Origin of the sequence: Corynebacterium sp. LK2590 (assembly GCF_040946105.1) — a bacterium.
Classification (GTDB): Bacteria; Actinomycetota; Actinomycetes; order Mycobacteriales; family Mycobacteriaceae; genus Corynebacterium.
In genome coordinates, this window is the sequence record NZ_JAYWMH010000002.1 from 31,935 (window position 1) to 53,094 (window position 21,160).

Here is a 21,160-nt window from a genome sequence, read left to right on the forward strand (position 1 = left end):
AGTAAGGCATGGCCGAAAACATCCTGTCGCGCTTCAGCCCGCCGGTGCGGGACTGGTTTACCGAGGTCTTCGCGCAGCCCACCGAGGTGCAGCAGGAGGCATGGTCGGCTATTTCACAGGGCGACCACGCGCTGGTCGTCGCGCCGACCGGCTCCGGTAAGACCCTAGCGGCGTTCCTCTGGGCGCTCAACGGGCTGGTCGAGCGCGACGGCCAGACCAGCCTGCCCATCGGGCAGGAGGCCAGCCGCACCTCCACCCATGGTGGGGTGAAAGTGCTCTATATTTCCCCGCTCAAGGCCCTCGGCGTGGACGTCGAGCACAACCTGCGCGCGCCACTGGCCGGCATCGCCCGCGTGGCCGAGCGGCTAGGCCTAGACCACCCGGACATCTCCGTGGGCGTGCGCTCCGGGGATACCCCGCAGGCCGAGCGCAACCGCCAGGTCCGCCGCCCGCCGGACATCCTTATCACCACGCCCGAGTCGGCCTACCTCATGCTGACCTCCAAGGCCGCGGGCATCTTGAGCTCGGTCGAGACCGTCGTGGTGGATGAGATCCATGCCCTGGCCGGCTCCAAGCGCGGCGTGCACCTGGCGCTGAGCCTGGAGCGGCTGGCGCTGCTGGCCGGCGACTTCCAGCGCATCGGGCTCTCCGCCACCGTGCGCCCGCTGGAAACCGTGGCGCATTTTTTGGGCGGGTCCCGCCCAGTAGAAATCATCGCCCCGCCGGCCAGCAAGCGCTGGGACCTGGCCGTGCACTGCCCGGTGGAGGACATGGCGGACCTGCCCACCCCGGAGCAGGGCTCGCCCATCGGGGAGCTGACGGTGGATGATTCCATCGGCATTACCAGCGGGGACGACCTGCTGGAAGAATCCGCGCTGCCGACGGCGAAGTCCATCTGGCCGTTTATCGGGCAGGACGTCTACGCCGAGGTCATGGGGCACCGCTCGACCCTGGTCTTCGTCAACTCGCGCCGCACCGCGGAACGGCTGACCAGCCGGCTCAACGAGCTCTACGCGCAGGAGCACGACCCGGAGTCTTTGTCCGCGCCCACGCGCCGGGACCCGGCCCAGCTGATGAAGCAGGTCGACGTCGCGGGCCAGGCCCCGGCGGTTATCGCCCGCGCCCACCACGGCTCCGTGTCCAAGGACGAGCGCGCTATGACCGAGACCATGCTCAAGGAGGGCACGCTCAAGGCGGTGGTGGCGACCAGCTCGCTGGAACTAGGCATCGACATGGGCGCGGTCGACCTGGTCATCCAGGTCGAATCCCCGCCGTCGGTGGCCTCCGGGCTGCAGCGCGTCGGCCGCGCCGGGCACACCGTGGGCGCGGTATCGGCCGGCTCCTTCTACCCGAAGCACCGCGCCGACCTGGTCCAAGCCAGCCTGACCACCAAGCGCATGCGCGAAGGCCTCATCGAGCGCCTGCACACCCCGTCCAACCCCTTGGACGTGCTCGCGCAGCAGACCGTGGCCGCCGTCGCCGCCGCCCCGGACGGGCTCGGGGTGGAGGATTGGTACGACACGGTCCGGCGGGCCTGGCCCTACCGGGACCTGCCGCGCGAGGTCTTCGACGCCGTGCTCGACCTGGTCAGCGGCGTCTACCCCTCGACGGATTTCTCGGAGCTAAAACCCCGGGTGGTCTACGACCGCGTCGGCGGCGTGCTCACCCCGCGCCCGGGCGCGCAGCGCGTGGCGGTGACCAATGCCGGCACCATCCCGGACCGCGGCATGTTCGGTGTCTTTTTGGTCTCCGGCGCCGAAAACCAGGCCCCGCGCCGAGTGGGCGAGCTCGACGAGGAGATGGTCTACGAGTCCCGCGTGGGCGACATCATCACCCTGGGCGCTAGCTCCTGGCGGATCGAGGACATCACCCGGGACCAGGTGCGCGTTAGCCCCGCACCGGGGCACACCGGGCGGTTGCCCTTCTGGAACGGGGACGCCGCCGGCCGCCCCTATGAGCTCGGCCGGGCGCTGGGCGCCTGGCGCCGGGACGTCCACCAGGACCCGGGAATCCTCGCCGACGTCGACGCCCGCGCGCGGGACAATATCGTTTCCTACCTGGGCGAGCAGTACGAGGCCACCGGTCTCATCCCGGATGACACGACCCTGTTGCTCGAGCGCTTCCGCGACGAGCTAGGCGACTGGCGCGTGCTGTTGCACACCCCGTTCGGCCGCGGGGTCAACGCCGCCTGGGCGCTGGCGGTCGGCGCCCGCGTGGCGGAGAACACCGGCATGGACGCCCAGGCCGTGGCCGGCGACGACGGCATCGTCCTGCGCTTGCCGGAGGCCGACCGGGAGCCGGACGCCAGCCTGTTTAACTTCGACGCCGACGAGATCACCGACATCGTCACCGAGCAGGTCGGTGGCTCCGCGCTCTTTGCCTCCCGCTTCCGCGAGTGCGCCGCCCGCGCGCTGCTGCTGCCGCGGCGCAACCCCGGCAAGCGCGCCCCGCTCTGGCAGCAGCGCCAGCGCGCCGAGCAGCTGCTGGACGTGGCCCGGAAGTACCCGTCTTTCCCCATCATCCTGGAGACCGTGCGCGAGTGCCTCCAGGACGTCTACGACCTGCCCGCCCTGCAGGAGGTCATGCGGGAGCTGGGCCACCGGCGCATCCGGATCGCCGAAATCACCACGGACAACCCCTCGCCGTTCGCCTCGACCCTGCTGTTCAACTACACCGGCGCCTTCATGTACGAGGGCGACTCGCCGCTGGCGGAAAAGCGCGCCGCGGCGCTGGCCCTGGACCCGTCCCTGCTGGCCAAGCTGTTGGGCACGGTGGAGCTGCGCGAGCTGCTGGATGCCGACATTATCGACCAGGTCCACGCCCAGCTCCAGCGCACCGCCCCCGACCGCCGGGCCCGCACCACCGAGGAGGTCGCCGACCTGCTGCGCACCCTGGGCCCGGTGGCCACCACAGACCTGCCGGCGCACACGGACGTTCCGTTAAGCGCTATCGATGCCGCCCTGGCCGGCCGCGTGATGCGCGTGCGCATCGCCGGGACCGAGCACCTAGCCCAGGTCAACGACGCCGCGCTGCTGCGCGACGGCCTGGGAATCCCGGTCCCGCCCGGGGTGCCGGCCCAGGTGGACACGGTCACCGACGCGCTGCCGCAGCTGCTCAGCCGCTGGGCGCGCACCCGCGGGCCATTCGTCATCAGCGAGGCCGCGGCCGCCTTCGGGCTGTCGGTGTCCGCGGCCTACGGGGTCATCACCGGCCTGGACAAGGTGGTCGAGGGCCACTACCGCGCCGGGGTGGAGGAGACCGAGTACTGTGCGGCTGAGGTCCTCAAGGTAATCCGCAGCCGCTCGCTGGCCGCCGCCCGCGCGGCGACCGAGCCGGTCAGCGCCACCGCCTACGCCCGCTTCCTGCCCGCCTGGCAGCAGGTCGCCCCGGCCGGCACCCGCCCGGCGCTGCGCGGGGCCGACGGGGTGCTGGCGGTCATCGAGCAGCTCGCTGGCGTCAAGGCCCCCGCCTCGGCCTGGGAGAGCCTCATCCTGCCCGCCCGGGTGGGGGATTATTCGCCCGCCCACCTGGACGAGCTCACACTGTCCGGCGAGGTCCTCATCGTCGGCGCGGGCAAGGCCGGCTCGGCAGATCCCTGGATCATGCTGCTGCCGGCGGACTACGCCGCCCAGCTGCTGCCGCAGACCGAGCCGGAGGGCTATTCCATCCTCGAGCGTGCGCTCCTGGAGCACCTGGGCACGGGCGGGGCCTTCCACTTCGGGGAGCTGGCCGCCGACGCGCCGGGCACCGAGGAAGAGGTCCGCCAGGCGCTGTGGCAGCTGGTGGAGGCCGGCGCGGTCTCCCCGGATTCCTTCGCCCCGGTGCGCGCCCGCCTGGCCGGCAAGACCGGCGGCAAGGCCGCCCACCGCGCCAAGCGGCGTCCGAACCGCTCGCGCCTGCGGATGGGGCGGACCTCCTTTGCACAGGCGCAGCGGGTGAGCACCCCGCCGGACGTGGGCGGGCGCTGGGCGCTCACTCCGCCGGCGGCACAGGACCCGACGGCGCGCTCGGTCGCGCACGGCGAAGCCTGGCTGGACCGTTACGGGGTGGTCACCCGCGGCAGCGTCGTGGCCGAGGACGTGCTGGGCGGTTTCGCCCTGGCCTACAAGGTCCTGTCCGGCTTCGAGGAATCCGGAAAGGCCATGCGCGGCTACGTCATCGAGGGCCTGGGCGCGGCCCAGTTTTCCGTGCCCGCGGTCATCGATCGCCTGCGCGGGGAGCAGGACAGCCCCGACGTCACCGGCTGGCCGTCGGGCCACGAGCCGGACACCGTGGTGCTCGCCGCCTGCGACCCGGCCAACCCCTATGGCGCGGCCCTGGCCTGGCCGGAGACCCCCGGCAAGCCCAACCGCGCCGCCGGCGCCCTCGTGGCGCTGGTCGACGGGCTGCCCATCGTGCACTTAAGCCGCGGCGGCAAGTCCCTGACCACCTTCCCGCACGTGCTGCCGGAGGGCGTCGACCCGGCCGAGGCAGTGCAGCGGGCGTTAGGTGGGCTGCGCGAGCTCATCGCCGCCGGCCGCCTGCAGCCCCTGGTCGTGGAAAAGATCAACGGCGTCGCCGCTTTCCATGCCCCCGAGGCCGAGGCGCTGCGGGCCGCCGGAGCAGGGCTGAGCCCCCGCGGCCTGCGGATCGCCGCCACCGCCGCCGCACCCCGCACCGGTGCAGCCCGCGGCAGCCGCCGAGCCCAGCAGGGCCCGCAGACAGGGTCGGTGCCGTCGCGGCGGGGCCGGCGGGTGACCGACCTGATCGCCAGCTTCGACGATGACGCTTTCGAGGATTTTTAGTTAAGGAGGCGTAATGCCCGAGGGCGATTCCGTCCTGCAGCTATCCAACCGCTTGCAGTTCATGCGCGGCCGGGAGGTCACGCGCAGCTCCCTGCGGGTGCCGCGCTATGCCACCGTGCGCTTTGACGGGGAGACCTGCGAGCGCGTGTGGCCCTACGGCAAGCACCTGTTCATGCAGTTCGGGCAGCGCCTGCTGCACACGCACCTGAAGATGGAGGGGCAGTGGGCCATCCATTATGCGGGGCAGCGCTGGCGCAAACCGGGCCACAGCGCGCGGGTGGTCCTGCAGCTGGCGCACCACCCGCGCGATATCGAACTCGTCGGCCACTGGCTGGGCCTGGTCGAGGTGATGGCCGCCGACGACTACGCCGGCTGGGTCGCCGGCCTGGGCCCGGACATCTTGGACCCGGATTGGGAAGGACCCGGCGGGCGCGAGGAGGCACTGCGCCGGCTGGCGGCCCGCCCGGAGCGATCCATCGGGACCGCGCTGCTGGACCAGACCAACGTGGCCGGCATCGGCAACGAATACCGCGCCGAAATCTGCTTCCTGGCCGGCCTCCACCCGGCCACGCCCGTGGGACGGGTGGACCTGGAGGCGGTTATCGACATTGCCCGGCGCATCATGTGGGCCAACCGCGACAGCCCCATCCGCGTGACCACCGGCGTGCGCCGGGCAGGGGAGACCACCTACGTCTTCGGCCGCAACCGGGCGCGCTGCCGGCGGTGCGGCACCCGCATCGAGAAGGGATTTTTGGGCGGGCCGGACCAGGGCGGCGACGAAGGGGAACTGGAGCGGGTCATCTGGTTCTGCCCGCACTGCCAGCCCAAATACTAGGACGTCCAGGGTCTCACAAGAGGCAGACGCATTAGCCGCGGGCACGCTAGGATCGGGGCTATGCGTTTGTTGCTTAATATCATCTGGTTCTTGTTCGGCGGGCTGTGGCTGGCGCTGGCCTATTTCATCTTCGGCATCCTGGCCTGCATCTTCATCATCACCATCCCGGCTGGCGTGGCCAGCTTCCGCATGGCCGCCTACGCGATCTGGCCGTTTGGCCGGGCCGTGGTCCAGCCGGTGGGCGGGGCCAGCGGCATGTCGACGTTTTCCAACGTCGTCTGGTTCATCGTCGCCGGCGTGTGGCTGGCACTCAGCCACCTGACCACGGCCGCGGCCCAGGCGATCACCATCGTCGGCATCCCGCTGGCTATCGCCAACCTCAAGCTCATCCCGATCACCTGCTTCCCGTTCGGCAAGCAGATCGTGCCGAACGACCGCATCCCCGCCGGCTTCGAGCCGATGATCCGGATGTAGTTACCGGGCTAGCCGCGGTGGGCGCGGTACCACTGAATGAGCGCGTCGGTGGACGCGTCGCCCGAGGCGGCGGTGTCCTCGCCGCACACGGCGGCGGCCAGGTCGTTGGCCTGTTGCTTGCCGAGCTCCACGCCCCACTGGTCGAAGGAATTCAGCCCCAGGATGACGCCCTGGGTAAAGACGATGTGCTCGTAGAGCGCGATGAGCGCGCCGAGTGCCTGCGGGGTGAGCTTCTCGGCCAGGATGGTGGTGCTCGGGCGGTTGCCGGGCATGACCTTGTGGGGGATAAGCTCGGTATCGACGCCTTCTGCGGCCAGCTCCTCGGCGGTCTTGCCGAAGGCGAGCACCTTGGTCTGGGCGAAGAAATTGCTCATCAGCAGATCGTGCATGGAGCCGGTTCCGTCAGCAGTCGGGAAGTCCCGGTGCGGCTGGGCGAAGCCGATGAAATCGGCCGGGACCAGGTGGGTGCCCTGGTGGAGCAGCTGAAAGAAGGCGTGCTGGCCGTTGGTGCCCGGTTCGCCCCAGTAGATCTCCGAGGTGGTCGTGTCCACCGCCGAGCCGTCGCGGCGCACCGACTTGCCGTTGGATTCCATGGTCAGCTGCTGGAGGTAGGCCGGGAAGCGGGAGAGATCCTCCGAATAGGGTAGTACCGCGTGCGACTCGGCTCCCAAGAAGTTGGTGTACCAGATACCCAGCAGCGCCATCAGCACCGGGACGTTGGTGCTCAGCGGTGCCTGCGCAAAGTGCTCGTCCATGGCCCGGAAGCCTGCCACAAAGCGCATGAAGTCCAGTGGCCCGATGGTGCACATCAAAGACAGGCCGATGGCCGAGTCCACGGAGTAGCGGCCGCCGACCCATTCCCAGAAGCCGAACATGTTCTCCGTGTCGATGCCGAACTCGCCGACCTTCTCCGCGTTGGTGGACACCGCCACGAAGTGCTTGCGGATAGCCGACTCGTCGCCGTCGAACTGCTCCAGCAGCCAGCGCCGGGCCGCGTGGGCATTGGCCAGGGTCTCCTGGGTGGTAAAGGTCTTCGAGGCGACGATGAACAGCGTCGTTTCCGGGTCGAGGCGATCCAGGACCGCGTCCAGGTCGGCCGGGTCGACGTTGGAGACGAACTCCGCGCTAATCCCGGCTACCTCGTAGGAGCGCAGCGCGCGGGCCGCCATGGCCGGGCCCAGATCGGAGCCGCCGATGCCGATGTTGACGACCTTCTTGATGGTGTGCCCGGTGTGCCCCAGCCACTTGCCGGAGCGCAGCGCGGTGGCGAAGTCGCGCATCCGGCCTAGCACCTCGTGGACATCGGCGGCGACGTCCTGGCCGTCGACCGTGAGGTCTTCTTCGGCCGGCAGGCGCAGCGCGGTGTGCAGCACCGCGCGGTCCTCCGTGTTGTTGATGTGGGCGCCGGCGAACATGGCGTCGCGCACCTGCTCCACGCCGGCGGCCTCCGCCAGGGCGATGAGGGCGCCGAGGATTTCCTGGTCCACCAGGTTCTTCGACAAATCGACGTGCAGGCCCGCGGCGGCGAAAGAGAGGTTGTCCGCGCGGGATTCTTCCGCCCGGAAGAGCTCGCGGAGGTTGAGGGCGGTTTCCCCGTCGGCCAGCTGCTGAAGAGCCTTCCACTCGGCAGTGCTGGTGATGGTCGAACCAGTGGCGTAGGCGGTATTGGAATAATCCATGACGATTGGCTTCTGCGGCCTTTCTTCCGGTGTCTAAACGCGTGCTAGGTGCTAACCACAACCGTAGTCGAAGAGTTCTGCGGGCGTGGTTAGAGGACGATGGCGGCCGTCCAGCCCGCCACGAGCAGCGGGATGTTGAAGTGGAGGAAGGTCGGGATGACCGAATCCCGAATGTGGTCGTGCTGCCCGTCGGCGTTGAGCCCCGCGGTGGGTCCGAGCGTCGAGTCGGAGGCCGGGGAGCCGGCGTCGCCCAGCGCGCCGGCGGTGCCGATGATGGCAACGGTCGCGGCGGGGCTGAAGCCCAGCGACATGCACAGCGGGACGTAGATGACGGAGATGATGGGCAGGGTAGAGAAGGAGGAACCGATGCCCAGGGTGACGACCAGGCCCACCAGGAGCATGCCGCCGGCGGCCCAGAACTGGTGCTCGCCGAAGATTTCGGCGGTGGCGTCGACCAGGGTCTCGACCTCACCGGTGGCGGTCATTACCGAGGCGAAGCCCTGGGCGGTAATCATGATGAAGCCGATGAGCGCCATCATCTTCATGCCCTGGGAGAAGACGTCGTCGGCCTGGCGCCAGTTGACCGTGCCGGAAATGAGCAGGATGCCCAGGCCGATCAGGGAGCCGACCAGGAGGCCGTCGGCTTCGAAGTCGAGCGCCTGCATGATGACCTGTACGGCGAAGGTCGCGATGATCGCGATGACGGAGACGGTCACCCGGTAGGGCGAGATCTCCGTGGAGGCCGGGGCGTCGTCCGAAATCGGGGTATCGGCGTAATCGCGCGGCTTCCGGTAGGAAATAAAGATGGCGATGAGCAGGCCGACCAGCATGCCCGCGGCCGGGATGGCCATGATGGGCATGATGGACAGGTTGCTGGTGTCCAGGCCGGCCTCGGAGATGTTAAACAGCAGGATGTCGTTGAGGTAGATGGAGCCGAAGCCCACCGGCACGAAGAAATAGGTGGTCACCAGGCCGAAGGTCAGGCAGCAGGTGATCAGGCGGCGGTCGAGGCGCAGCTTGTTCATGACGGTCAGCAGCGGCGGGACCAAAAGCGGGATGAAGGCGATGTGGACCGGGATGAGGTTCTGGCTCATCACGGCCATGGCGATAAGGCCCAGCACCAGGATCCACTTGGTGGTGGCCACGGCGGCCTTGTTGAGCTCGCCGTCCTGGTTGCCCAGGCGCTTGACCAGGAAGTTAGCCAGTAGGTGGGGGAGCCCGGCCGAGGCCACGCCCATGGCGAAGGCACCCAGCAGGGCGTAGCTTAGGGCGATCTTGGCGCCGCCGCCGAGCCCGTCCTGGAAGGCGAGCATGGTGTCGTCCAGCCCCATGCCGGCCATAAGCCCGCCGGTGAGGGCGCCGAGGAACAGCGCAACGACCACATGGACTCGCAGGAGCGCGAGGACGAGCATGACGAGGACGGCTATTAAGACGGCGTTCATGCGTATAGATTACTGTACGGATAGCCCAAATCGGGCGCGGGGGTAGGCAGTATTATCCCAGGCGGCCGCGGCCCATGCGCAGCAGCGCGGAAGCGATGGCGGGGCCTTCTTCGCCCAGCTCGTCGCGGAACTGGTTGAGGATGGCAATCTCCCGCGTGTGCACCAGCCGGGTGCCGCCGGAGCCCATACGGGTCCGGCCGATGGCCTGGGAGACCGCAGTGCGGTGCTTGATGGCCTCCAGGATGATCTGGTCCATGCGGTTGATCTCTTCCCGGTATTTCTGGATTTCCTGATCCGAGAGGGGATCGTCCGTGCCGGAGGGCGTCCGGACCTCAATGTTGGCTAGCTCGTTGTGTACCGCGTCTGACATAACCCAATTGTGCCACCTGGGCAGCCAAAAAGTAACTCCGCTCGGCTGTGTGTCGGGGCCGGCTAGTAGGTTGGTAGTCATCATGAATGATTCCTCGCCTTTTTCCCAGCCCGCAGACCGCAACCCCTTCGGCCGGCCCGCCGCGTCCGCGGCCGCGTCCCAGCCCGGCCAGGCCCCGCAGCCTGACGTAGACCCGCTCGTCGAGGGCCTGAACCCGCAGCAGGCCGCGGCGGTGACTCATACCGGCTCGCCGCTGCTTATCGTCGCGGGCGCCGGTTCCGGCAAGACCGCGGTGCTGACCCGCCGGATCGCCTTCCTGATGCGCTCGCGGAACGTGGCGCCGTGGGAGATTTTGGCCATTACCTTTACCAACAAGGCCGCCGCGGAGATGAAGGAGCGCGTCGGCCAGCTGGTCGGCCCCGTCGCGGAGCGGATGTGGGTGGCCACCTTCCACTCCATCTGCGTGCGGATCCTGCGCGCCCAGGCGCAGCTGGTGCCCGGGCTGAATACCAACTTCACCATCTACGACGGGGATGATTCCCGCCGCCTGCTGTCCATGATTGCCAAGGACCAGCAGCTGGATATTAAGAAGTTCACCCCGCGGGTGCTGGCCAACCAGATTTCGAATTACAAGAACGAGCTCGTCGGCCCGCAGCGCGCCGCGGAGCAGGCCGCGGCCACCAAGAACCCCTTCGACACGACCGTGGTCGGGGTCTACGCGGAATACCAGCGCCGCCTGCGCGCGGCGAACGCGGTCGACTTCGACGATCTCATCGGGGAGGTCGTGCGGATCTTCCAGCAGCACCCGCAGGTGGTGCAGTTCTACCGCCGCCGCTTCCGGCACGTGCTCATTGATGAGTACCAAGACACCAACCACGCCCAGTACGCGCTCGTTGCCGCGTTGGTCGGTCAGGGCAACGGCGCCGCCACGGGCGACGGGCAGGATACCCCGGAGCAGGCGGTCCCGGCGCCGGAGCTGTGCGTGGTCGGTGACTCGGATCAGTCCATCTACGCCTTCCGTGGGGCCACCATCCGCAACATCCAGGAATTCGAGCGGGACTACCCGCAGGCTAGGACCATTCTGCTGGAGCAGAACTACCGGTCGACGCAGACCATCCTGAACGCGGCGAACGCGGTCATCGCCAAGAACGAAAACCGGCGGGAGAAGAACCTGTGGACCGCCCACGGTGAGGGCGAGAAGATCATCGGCTACGTCGCGGACAACGAGCACGATGAGGCCCGCTTCATCGCCGCGGAGATCGACAAGCTGGTCGACGGCGGCCGCAACCTCAACGACATCGCCATCATGTACCGCACCAACAACGCCTCCCGCGCGCTGGAGGATATCTTCATCCGCTCCGGGATCGCCTATCGCGTGGTGGGCGGCACGCGCTTCTACGAGCGCAAGGAGATCCGCGACATCGTGGCCTACCTGCGCATCCTGGACAACCCGGATGACACGGTGAGCCTGCGGCGCATTATCAATGTGCCCAAGCGCGCCATCGGGGACAAGGCCCAGGCCCAGATCGCGCTGCACGCGGAGAACCTCGGGGTCAGCTTCGGCAAGGCCCTGCTCGACGGGGCGGGCGGCCAGGTAAACGGCCTGGGCACCCGCGCGGTCAACGCGGTGGGTAAGTTCACCGAGATGATGGACGGCATCCAGGCCCAGCTGCCGGGCATGACCAACCAGGTCACCGGGCAGCCGGACCTGGGCGAGCTGATTTCCTTGCTGCTCGATGCCACGGGCTACCGGGCCGAGCTGGAAAACTCCAACGACCCGCAGGACGGCGCGCGCCTGGACAACCTCAACGAGTTGGTCTCCGTCGCGCGGGAGTTTTCCTCGGAGGCGGCCAATCAGATGGCCTTCGACGGCTCCGATGCCGCGCCGGAGGCCGACCCGGCCGACGACGGGCAGGCCGCGCCGGGTTCCCTGCAGGCGTTTTTGGAGAAGGTCTCCCTGGTCGCCGACGCCGACCAGATCCCGGACGAAGACTCCGGCGTGGTCACGTTGATGACTCTGCACACGGCCAAGGGGCTGGAATTCCCGGTCGTCTTCCTCACCGGCTGGGAGGACGGGCAGTTCCCGCACATGCGCTCGCTGGGCGACCCGAAGGAGCTGAGCGAAGAGCGGCGCTTGGCCTATGTGGGCATTACCCGCGCGCGGGAGCAGCTCTACGTCACCCGCGCCATCATCCGTTCCTCGTGGGGCAACCCGATGACCAACCCCGCCAGTCGCTTCCTCGCCGAGATCCCGGAGGATCTCATCGACTGGCGGCGGGAGGAAAACGATAGCTCCCTCAACTCCGCGTGGGGTGATGATAGCTATCAGTACGGGCGCAATTTCGGTTCGTCCTGGTCCGGCTGGTCGCGCAAGTCCGGCTCCGCTGCGTCTTCCCCATCGCAACGGAAAAAGCCGGCGGCTGCTACGTCCATGCCGAAGAACAAGAACCTGAATTTGGCCGTGGGCGACCGCGTCAACCACGCCAAGTATGGCCTGGGAACGGTCATTAGTTCCGACGGTTCGGGCGCGCGGGCGACCGTCACCGTGGATTTTGGCTCTGCCGGGAAAGTCCGCCTGATGCTGATTGGCGGACTTCCCATGGAAAAGCTCTAGACGGAAATACCGCGCTCCGCGAACCAGGTAATCGGGTCCACGGGGGCGCCGCCGCCCGGGTGCACCTCGAAGTGCAGGTGCGGGCCGGTGGACACGCCTTCGTTACCGATGGAGGCGATTTGCTGGCCGGCGGTGACGCGCTCGCCGACGCCCACCAGCAGGGAGCTGGCGGCCATGTGGCCGTAGACGCTCACGGTGCCGTCGTCGTGCTGGATGCGGATCCAGTTGCCGAAGCCCTGCGCCGGGCCGGAGGAAATCACCGTGCCGTCCATGACGGCGTAAATCGGGGTGCCGACCGGGTTGGCGATGTCGATGCCGTTGTGCATCGCGCCCCAGCGGGAGCCGAAGCCAGACGTCAGGGTGCCGGTGGTCGGGAACACGACGGTGTTGCCGTTGGCGTCCTGCGAGTGGGTGGCGCTCAGGCCGGAGTGGTCGCCCTCGGGAGCGAAGGCGTCCTCGAGGCCCGGCACGGCCGCGGGGTCGAGGACGATGTTGAGCCCTGCCTCGGTCTGGTTGACGGACGGGGTGATCGTGCCGTTGAACAACTGGGTAGTGGATTTAGCAAGGCCGAAGAGGGCATCGGTGAGGGCGTCGTGGTTGACGTCGCTAACGGTCGGTTCGGAGGAACCGTCCGACACGTTCACCGTCGCCGCAGGAGCGGCGTTGGCGGCCGTGGCACCAAGCGTGGCAGCCAGGCCAGTGGTCAGTGCCAGGGCACCGGCCACAGCCGCCCGGCGGGCGCGATGAGTGCGCTTCATAGACTACGTCCTTTAACAACATGAGGGTAAGTGGTGGCAAGCCAGTCAGCGGGCAGTACCGCTAGGGCCCGCCCGGCGCTTGAGGCCGGCGCGGCCGCCGAATGGCAACGAAGTAAAAGTTAGCCCGGTTGGCGGGGGAGCGCAACGCCAAAAAGAGCAGGTAGAAGGCCAACTCTGTTCGAAAATAGTCGAACATGCCAGCGTGTTACGCGTGTTGTAATTGGGACTAAAGTTGCAAATGTTTTTAATGTGGCGAACGTGGGGGTGGTGCCTGGGGGTAGCGCAAAGGCCCCTCGCTGCGCGTTGCAGCGAGGGGCCTCGGGTTGGAAAGAAGTTAGCGGCTTTTAGGAGATGTTGATGCCGTGCTCAGCGAACCACGGGATCGGGTCGACCGGGGTGTTGCCGTCCGGGTGGATCTCGAAGTGCAGGTGGGAGCCGGTGGAGAAGCCGCGGGAACCCATGCCGGCGATCTTCTGGCCGGCGTGGACCTGGTCGCCGACGGCGACGTCGAGGGTTTCCATGTGGCCGTAGACAGCGATGGAGCCGTCCTCGTGCTTGATGCGAATCCAGTTGCCGAAGCCGGAGGCCGGACCGGAGTCGATGACGATGCCGTCCATGGCTGCGACGATCGGGGTACCGATGGCGTTGGCCAGGTCGATGCCGTTGTGCATGGCGCCCCAGCGGGCGCCGAAGCCGGAGGTGTAGGCACCTTCGGCCGGCTTCACGATGGACGGGGCGCGGGAGGCGGCGTCCGCGGCGATGCGGGCGTCGGCGGCCTCGATGGCCTTGTTGAGCTGCTCCGACAGGTTGTCGACCGGCTTGGACTCGGCGATAGCCAGGATCTGCGGGGCGGCGTTTTCCACGGCGGCTGCGCCGTTTTCGGCCAGCTCGTTGGAATCCGTGGTCAGGTCGTAGTCGACGCTCTGCGCCTTGGTCTCCTGATCGGCGTTAGCCTGCAGCTGGGCAGCTGCGGCGCCACCTACGCCCGCAGTGGAGGCCGCGCCGGCAGCCACGGTCACCAGGGCGATACGGCCCTTGGCAGTCTGCGAGGTAGTGGTCTTGCGGTGGCGTCCCACGTCAGCTCGCTGGGTCTTGCTTCGCATTAAACTTCTTCCCGTACTTGTCTTAAATCGCGCAACGCTGCTTCCGCGTTACTTAATCTCGCTCAAGGTTACACGATTGTGACCTTCTTGTTACCAACGTCTGGTAACAATAGCGGTTCGTACAAGGCCAAGCAAGCTAAATCGATGTTATAAAACCGCCGTGAGGGGGTTTTCACACGTCAGTGCAGTAAATTTCTAGGTCACACTGGCGGGGGTGCGTTCTTGGCGCAGATGACTTCCGTCCCTCCCGTAACACTACCGGTGCCGTCAGGCGCACGGAAACTGGGGCGGTATTTAGCTTTCCTTCCCACCTTTTCAGGAACGCGGGGAAACCTGATAGATACGGAAATCTCTAAAGTTCAACATGAGGGTTAATACAGTATATATAGGAACCCCGCTGCATCCTCCGGTGCGGGCCCGCCGGGGTAGGGGATTCGCCGGGGCGGGTGATTCGCCAGCGGTGGGCCGTGCCAACCCGAAAAGGCGCCGGTGGCGTGGCAAGGTAGAGGCGATGAATAAGAACACCAGCCCCCACTCGCGGTCGTCGTCGGGCCCGCGCAGCCAGGCCCGCGGACGCACCAGCCCCTCCAGCGCCACCCAGCCGGCTGCCCGCGTGGCTTCCCGCGCTGGTGCGCAAGCTCGGTCCCGCACCGCGCCCAAGGCGACGGGCACCAAGGCCCGCCTCATCCGCATGCTGCTAACCGTCGGCGTGCCGAACCTGGCCGTGGTCGGCACCATCGTGGTCATCGCGCTGGCCGCGGTCCTGCTCTCGAGCGCGCCGCTGGCCTGGTTGCCCTCCATCATCGGCGGGGCCTGGATGGTCATTAACCTCGTGCCGGTACACGCCGGCGGCAACACCATCTCCGTGCTGCCCTTCCTGCCCACCATCGGCCTGGTGTGGTTGCTGGCCGGGCGCATCCACCGCGCGGTTAAACACAAGGTCAGTGTCAACGACCTATTGCTGCTGCTGGCCTGCGCCGTGGGCGTGCCGGTCCTAATAACGCTCGTGGCCTGGTTCATGCTCTGGGACGCGAGCAAGGTCTACGACCTGTCCGCCCCGAACGTGGCCGTCGCGGTGCTGCGGGTCGCGGTCATCCACCTGGTAGCGCTCGCACTCGGCATGGGCCCGCGCCTGTGGACCGCGCTGCTCAAGCGCTACGGCCTGCCGGTCACGGTGGTGGCTAGCGCCCAGGTCGCCTTCCGTTTTATCGGGGCGCTGCTCGTGGCCGGCCTGGCCGTGCTGCTGGTCGTCGGCCTGTTCGGCTGGCAGCGCCAGGGGGAAATCCTAAACTCCTACCCGGATCTGCCCGCTGCCGGCGCGGCCGCCCTCTACGGCCTGAGCCTGCTCTACCTGCCCAACGCCGCCCTGGCGGCCGGGGCAAACCTGCTGGGCGCGGAGTTCCACATGGGCCAGGCCAGCGTTTCGCTGTTTAGCATCCACCTGGTGCCGTTGCCGCCGCTGCCGCTGCTGGGTGTTATCCCGGGCAGCGCGCCCGCCTGGGCCCTGGTTTTGCCGGTCCTGGCCGGCGGAGCTGCCGCGTGGGCGTGGCGGGGCAAGAACCCCAGCCCGCGGACCGCGGTGGAGGCCTCCGTCCTGGCCGGCCTTGCCGTGGCCCTGCTCGCCGCGTTTAGCACCGGCGAAGTCGGCGTCTACGGCTCCACCGGCATCATGGTCGCCATGGCCGGCGCCCTGGCCGTCGTCTGGGTCCTGGCCATCGGCCTGGCCGCCTGGGGCATCGCGCTGTGGCAAAACCGCCGCGCCACCGCCGGCCCGGCTAGCGCACCGGCTGCCACGCCGGCTGCCGATGCCGCCGCCACCCCGGACGCAGACGCTGTCGACGTGGAACCTGCCGACGCGGACGCTGTGGACGCTGCCGGGGCGGACGACGCTGAAGAGCCTGCCGCCACGGCCGAGGTTGCCGGGGAGGACGAAGAAGCCGAGGTAGTCGAAGCCTCCGAGGCGGCCGAGGAGGACGGCGACGTCGAAGACGCAGCGGCCGCGGCGGACCCGGCCCAGCTCGACGATGCCGTCGAGGTCATCGACGCCGAGGACCCGGGTGCCGAGCAGGTTGAGTCCGGGCAGGTTGAGTCCGGGCAGGGTGCGGACGAGCAGGTTGCGGAACCGGTTGAGGCGGCCGAGGCTGGGGAAGAAGAGGCCGCGGGCTCGCAGGATACGGCCGCCGAGTCCGTTGATGGGGTGACGCGCGGGGGAAGTCAAAAGGACTGAAAGTTCCGCGAGCCTACCCTTTGGGGCTAGTCTGTTAGGCGTGACTTCACCCGCAGATGCTTCTGTTGATTTCATTGACTCCGACAATCGGGCCCAGCCGGCGGGCGTGACTGACGCCGCGGCATCGGGGCCCCTGCGCGTCGTGGTGCTGGTCTCCGGTACCGGTTCTTTGCTCCAGGCGATTCTGGACTCCCAGGACGAGTCCTACCGCGTGGACAAGGTTGTCGCTGACAAGCCCTGTCCGGGCCTGGAACGCGCGGAGGCGGCCGGCATCGCTAGCGAGGTTGTCTCGCTGGGCGAGGACCGCGCGGCCTGGAACGAGGCGCTCGCCGCGGCGGTGGGCCAGCCCGACGTGGTGGTCTCCGCCGGCTTCATGAAGATTCTGGGGAAGGAATTCCTCGACCAGTTTGCCGGCCGCATTATTAATACGCATCCCGCACTCTTGCCCGCCTTCCCAGGCGCGCACGGTGTTAGGGATGCGTTGGCGTATGGGGTGAAAGTCACCGGCTCCACCGTTCACTACGTTGATGCTGGCGTGGACACCGGCCCGATCATCGCCCAGGAGCCCGTGCGGGTGCTGGCCGACGATGACGAGGCTAGCCTCCACGAGAGGATCAAGGTCGTGGAACGGCAGCTGATCGTCCGCGTGCTGCGCGCTGCGGTGCGTGACGCGGACGCCGCCGCCGGCGGCATAACCTTTGATTGCTAGATTTTGGTGTCTATTTTTCTGTCAGGAAGGCAAGACTAATCCATGAGCGATGAACGCAAGCCCATCAAACGCGCGCTGATTAGCGTCTACGACAAGACCGGGCTGGAAGACCTGGCTCGCGCCCTAGCCGACGCCGGCGTGGAGATTGTCTCCACCGGCTCCACCGCCAGCCGGATCGCGGACCTGGGCATCGACGTGACCCCGGTCGAGAAGCTGACCGGCTTCCCGGAGTGCCTGGAAGGTCGCGTGAAGACGCTGCACCCGCGCGTGCACGCCGGCATCCTGGCCGACACCCGCAAGGAAGACCACCTCGCCCAGATCAAGGACCTGGACATCGAGCCCTTCCAGCTGGTCGTGGTGAACCTGTACCCGTTCGCGGAGACGGTGGCCTCCGGCGCGGATTACGACGCCTGCGTCGAAAAAATCGACATCGGCGGCCCGTCCATGGTGCGCGCCGCGGCGAAGAACCACGCCTCGGTCGCCGTCGTGGTCAACCCGAACCGCTACGACTCCGTCATCGACGCGCTGTCCAACGGCGGCTTCGATCAGCAGGAGCGCTTCCAGCTCGCCGCCGAGGCCTTCTCCCACACCGCCCAGTACGACGCGGACGTTTCCGGCTGGTTCCGCGCCCAGGGCGCGGACGCGGATTCCGGCACGACCGCCCTGCGCTACGGCGAGAACCCGCACCAGGCCGCCCGCGTGGTGCGCAACCGCGACGGCAAGGGCCTGGCCAACGCCGAGCAGCTCGGCGGCAAGGAGATGAGCTACAACAACTACCAGGACGCCAACGCCGCCTGGCGCGCCGCCTGGGACCACGATCGCCCGTGCGTGGCCATCATCAAGCACGCCAACCCCTGCGGCATCGGCGCCGACGATGAGAACATCGCCGCCGCGCACAAGGCCGCCAACGCCTGCGACCCGATGTCCGCCTACGGTGGGGTCATCGCCGCCAACCGCGAGGTCACCCTGGAGATGGCAGAGCAGATCAAGCCGGTCTTCACCGAGGTCGTCATCGCCCCCAGCTACGCGGACGATGCCCTGGAGCTGCTGCAGACCAAGAAGAACCTGCGCATCCTGCGCGCCGAGCGCGACGAGGCCGCCGAGGAGGAGCGCCCGATTTCCGGCGGCGTGCTCGTCCAAGACGTCGACGCCTACCAAGCCGAGGGCGACCAGGCCGAGAACTGGACCCTGGCCGCCGGTGAGGAGCTCGACTCCGAGGCCCTGTCCCAGCTGGAGTTCGCCTGGCGCAGCGTTCGCGCGGTCAAGTCGAACGCCATCCTGCTGGCTCGCGACAACGCCACCGTCGGCGTGGGCATGGGCCAGGTCAACCGCGTGGACTCGGCCAAGCTGGCCGTCGAGCGCGCCAACACCTTGAGCGAGGACGGGGAGGAGCGCGCCCGCGGTTCCTTCGCTGCCTCCGATGCCTTCTTCCCGTTCGCCGACGGCCTGCAGGTGCTCATCGATGCCGGCGTGACCGCCGTGGTCCAGCCGGGCGGCTCCATCCGCGACGAGGAAGTCATCGCCGCCGCCCAGGAGGCCGGCGTGACGATGTACTTCACCGGCACCCGCCACTTCGCCCACTAGGCCGCGCCGCCTACTCCCACCGCGCCCGCGGCCTGTTGTGTCGACAAGCCAGGCCCGGGCGCTAGGTACGTGTTAGATTTACTAATCGCAGACCTAGACAAGGGAGAAACATGGCGCACACGCAAGGCGCGGGGCCGGGCGCGGGGAATAACCCCGCCGAGCCGGTCACCGCGGAGCTACCGGTGGTCGGCGCGGAGGACAAGCCGCGCCGCACCCCGGGCCGGGGCGCCCTTGTCGGCGCCTTCGGCATACTCGCGGTCATCATCGCGGTGGCGGTCGTGGCCGCGCTGAGCCTCCAGCGCGGGTGGCTGGGCATGTCCTCCACCGACGAGGACGAGCCCGCCCCCGCGCCCGCGGCCAGCTCATCGACTGAGGCAGAGGATTCCGCGGAAACGAGCAGCTCGGCGTCGTCGACGAAGTCCGCGACCTCGTCCGCCAGCTCTTCTGCTAGCTCCTCGGCGCGCTCCTCCGCGCAGTCGGAGCCTTCCTCTAGCCGCTCCAGCACGCGGGCGGCCGCGGCGGACCCGACTCCCCGTGACAGTGAACCGACCCAGGAGGTGCCGGCGCCGCGGCAGTACAGCTCTGCCGCGCCCGGCAGTGAGGAGACCTCCGCCGCCTTCGCGGATTCCGTCTATTCCGCTTTCACCTCTGCCTACTCCCAGTCCGGCAACCCGAACACCCCGGTGGAGGCCTACAGCCCGGTCACGGGGCAGTGGTACAAGATGCAGTGCACGGGCAACTCAAACGCGGTGACCTGCCGCGGCGGTAACGGCGCGGTGGTGAATATCTCATGACCAAGCACTGGGCCGTTCCCGTCTGCGCGCTCGTCGCCAGCGCCCTGCTGGGCGGCTGCAGCAGCACCGGCGGGGGAGAAAACTCGGCCCCGCCGACGAAGACGCGGGTCACGACGACGGCCCGCGTCGAGAAATTCCCGGACGGCATCAACCAGAAGGCACTGAAGCGCGCGGTGGCCTCCGCCACCAAGAAATACGGCGGCGACGCCGGGGTCGCCGTGGCTACCCGCAAAGAGGTCATCAGCGCCGGCACGACCACGGGCTTTCCTGCCTGGTCGACGGCCAAGGTACCCATCGCCATCGCCGCCTGCCAGGCCGGCACCGCGGATCCGGCCCTGGTGGAGGCGGCCATTACGTTTTCCGACAATGACTCCGCGCAGGCGCTCTGGGTCAGCCTGGGCGTCGCCGAGACCGCCGTGGACAGCACCCAGACGGTGCTGCGCGAGGGCGGCGACACCGTCACGGAGGTCCAGGGCAAGATGACTAAGGAGGGGTTCACGCCCTTCGGCCAGACCGAGTGGGGGCTCAAGCAGCAGGCCGCCTTCGCGGCGCAGCTGCCGCGCCTGGACGATGCCGACGCGGTCATCGAGGCCATGGAAACCCCGGACCCGCTGCAGGACTACGGGCTGCGCGCCCTCCCGGGCGCGGCCATCAAAGGCGGATGGGGCCCGGACGATGACGGCTTCTACAGCGTCGTGCAGCTCGGCCACGTGAAGGTGGACGGGCAGGAGCTGGGCATGGCGATCTTCTCGCGGCCCGAGGACGGCACCTATGAAACCGCCCAGCAGCAGCTCGACCATCTGGTCTACGAGCTGACCGGTGAGAAGACCGACTCGGCCGCCCAAGCTTCCTAGGCCTGGCACGGCCCGGGTTAGGGCGGCGGCGGGTAGCACCCTTAGTCTGGACTAAGAACTACCGCTAGGGAAGGACGCACCACGAGCATGACGCAGCATTACAATTTTTACGAAAGCCTGGGTCTGAACAACACCGAGTCCTCGGACCAGCTGGCCGCCGAGTTCAGCGCCGCGCTGCAGGCGCTCGAGGAGCAGGGCGCCAGCATGTCCAATCCCCGCTATCACGAGGCCGCCACCGCCCGGACCATTCTGGGCCAGGAGCGCCTGCGCGCCAAGTACGACGCCCGGCTCGCGGATAGCGCGGCCCAGCCCATGCGCATCGGCGACCTTATCTACCTCGCGCAGCACGGCGAGTTCCCGCAGCCGCAGCATCCCGCACCGCGGCCGGCGACCTTCGCCATCGAGACCCGCAAGGTCGAAGAACTCGAGCCCACGGGCCGTCCGCTGGCCCGCCTCAAGCTGGCGCCGGGCGTGGTGAAGACCGTGCTGGGGATAGCGGCCGTGGTGCCGGCGGTGATGACGCTGGGCTTTGTGCTGATGGCGATTGTCTCGGCCGTCGATAGCGCCCGCAGCAGCGCCTATTCCGGCGGCGGTTTTCTGGACGAGTTCGCGACGGTCCTCGACAGCTCCTTGACCAGCTTCTACCTGCTGGTGCTGGCCGTCTTCGTGCTGGTCAACATCCTGTGGTCTCTGCGCGTTATCCAGGACGTGCTCTACCCGCAGCGCGGCGGACAGAACGTCGTGCTGGCAGTGGCCGCCCTCGGCTTCGCGGTGGTGGAGCTTTTCGTGATGGTAGGCGTCGGCGCCGCGGACTGGGTGATGTTCGCCCTGCCGTTCCTGGCGCACACCGCGGTGGGCAGCCTGCTGTTTTCCGGCTTCGTGGGCCGTTAGTTCCAGGGGGAGATCCAGACCCGCCGGGTCGTCGAGGAAGCT

15 protein-coding genes are annotated in these 21,160 nt (G+C 68.2%); 10 read left to right on the forward strand and 5 right to left on the reverse strand.

Annotated elements, in window-relative coordinates; all coding sequences use genetic code 11:
• The first annotated feature begins 8 nt into the window (after positions 1 to 8).
• From VVR85_RS02850 to VVR85_RS02860, 3 genes are read left to right on the forward strand one after another with little or no spacing between them, the layout of a single operon-like run.
• Positions 9 to 4,784 (forward strand): ATP-dependent helicase, encoded by a 4,776-nt coding sequence (locus VVR85_RS02850; RefSeq protein WP_368519462.1) that lies wholly within the window; start codon positions 9 to 11, stop codon positions 4,782 to 4,784.
• Positions 4,785 to 4,797: 13 nt separating this feature from the next.
• Complete coding sequence (locus VVR85_RS02855) at positions 4,798 to 5,619, forward strand: DNA-formamidopyrimidine glycosylase family protein (RefSeq protein ID WP_368519463.1); 822 nt, start codon at positions 4,798 to 4,800, stop codon at positions 5,617 to 5,619.
• Positions 5,620 to 5,679: 60 nt separating this feature from the next.
• Complete coding sequence (locus VVR85_RS02860) at positions 5,680 to 6,093, forward strand: YccF domain-containing protein (protein WP_368519464.1); 414 nt, start codon at positions 5,680 to 5,682, stop codon at positions 6,091 to 6,093.
• Positions 6,094 to 6,101: 8 nt separating this feature from the next.
• Here VVR85_RS02860 and pgi read toward each other — a convergent pair whose 3' ends face one another.
• From pgi to VVR85_RS02875, 3 genes are all read right to left on the reverse strand, one after another.
• Entirely contained in the window at positions 6,102 to 7,772 is a 1,671-nt protein-coding gene (pgi, locus tag VVR85_RS02865; RefSeq protein WP_368519465.1) for a glucose-6-phosphate isomerase, read from the reverse strand.
• An 89-nt stretch (positions 7,773 to 7,861) separates the two neighbouring features.
• Positions 7,862 to 9,214 carry a Na+/H+ antiporter family protein gene (locus tag VVR85_RS02870; RefSeq protein WP_368519466.1) on the reverse strand — a complete coding sequence of 451 codons (1,353 nt, stop codon included), beginning with the start codon at positions 9,212 to 9,214 and terminating at the stop codon, positions 7,862 to 7,864.
• Positions 9,215 to 9,266: 52 nt separating this feature from the next.
• Positions 9,267 to 9,584 carry a chorismate mutase gene (locus VVR85_RS02875; RefSeq protein WP_368519467.1) on the reverse strand — a complete coding sequence of 106 codons (318 nt, stop codon included), beginning with the start codon at positions 9,582 to 9,584 and terminating at the stop codon, positions 9,267 to 9,269.
• Positions 9,585 to 9,666: 82 nt separating this feature from the next.
• On the opposite strand from VVR85_RS02875, the gene pcrA reads away from it, so the two are divergent.
• Positions 9,667 to 12,198: a DNA helicase PcrA gene (gene pcrA / locus VVR85_RS02880; protein WP_368519468.1), complete on the forward strand. Its 2,532-nt coding sequence runs from the start codon at positions 9,667 to 9,669 to the stop codon at positions 12,196 to 12,198.
• On the opposite strand, the gene VVR85_RS02885 is transcribed toward pcrA, so the two are convergent.
• Entirely contained in the window at positions 12,195 to 12,956 is a 762-nt protein-coding gene (locus VVR85_RS02885; protein WP_368519469.1) for a M23 family metallopeptidase, read from the reverse strand. The two genes, pcrA and VVR85_RS02885, sit on opposite strands and share 4 nt — an antisense overlap.
• 344 nt (positions 12,957 to 13,300) lie before the next feature.
• Complete coding sequence (locus tag VVR85_RS02890) at positions 13,301 to 14,059, reverse strand: M23 family metallopeptidase (protein ID WP_368519470.1); 759 nt, start codon at positions 14,057 to 14,059, stop codon at positions 13,301 to 13,303.
• 511 nt (positions 14,060 to 14,570) lie between these two features.
• Between VVR85_RS02890 and VVR85_RS02895 the strand changes: the two genes are divergently transcribed.
• From VVR85_RS02895 to VVR85_RS02920, 6 genes are all read left to right on the forward strand, one after another.
• Positions 14,571 to 16,286 (forward strand): DUF6350 family protein, encoded by a 1,716-nt coding sequence (locus tag VVR85_RS02895; protein ID WP_368519471.1) that lies wholly within the window; start codon positions 14,571 to 14,573, stop codon positions 16,284 to 16,286.
• 40 nt (positions 16,287 to 16,326) lie between these two features.
• On the forward strand, positions 16,327 to 16,995 hold the full coding sequence (gene purN, locus VVR85_RS02900) for a phosphoribosylglycinamide formyltransferase (protein ID WP_409338175.1): 669 nt from the start codon (positions 16,327 to 16,329) through the stop codon (positions 16,993 to 16,995).
• Positions 16,996 to 17,037: 42 nt separating this feature from the next.
• Positions 17,038 to 18,579 (forward strand): bifunctional phosphoribosylaminoimidazolecarboxamide formyltransferase/IMP cyclohydrolase, encoded by a 1,542-nt coding sequence (gene purH / locus VVR85_RS02905; RefSeq protein WP_368519472.1) that lies wholly within the window; start codon positions 17,038 to 17,040, stop codon positions 18,577 to 18,579.
• A gap of 110 nt (positions 18,580 to 18,689) precedes the next feature.
• Entirely contained in the window at positions 18,690 to 19,373 is a 684-nt protein-coding gene (locus VVR85_RS02910) for a hypothetical protein (RefSeq protein WP_368519473.1), read from the forward strand.
• On the forward strand, positions 19,370 to 20,227 hold the full coding sequence (locus VVR85_RS02915) for a hypothetical protein (RefSeq protein WP_368519474.1): 858 nt from the start codon (positions 19,370 to 19,372) through the stop codon (positions 20,225 to 20,227). Before VVR85_RS02910 ends, VVR85_RS02915 begins: the two co-directional genes overlap by 4 nt.
• 87 nt (positions 20,228 to 20,314) lie before the next feature.
• Positions 20,315 to 21,118 carry a hypothetical protein gene (locus VVR85_RS02920; protein ID WP_368519475.1) on the forward strand — a complete coding sequence of 268 codons (804 nt, stop codon included), beginning with the start codon at positions 20,315 to 20,317 and terminating at the stop codon, positions 21,116 to 21,118.
• The last annotated feature ends 42 nt before the right edge of the window (positions 21,119 to 21,160 follow it).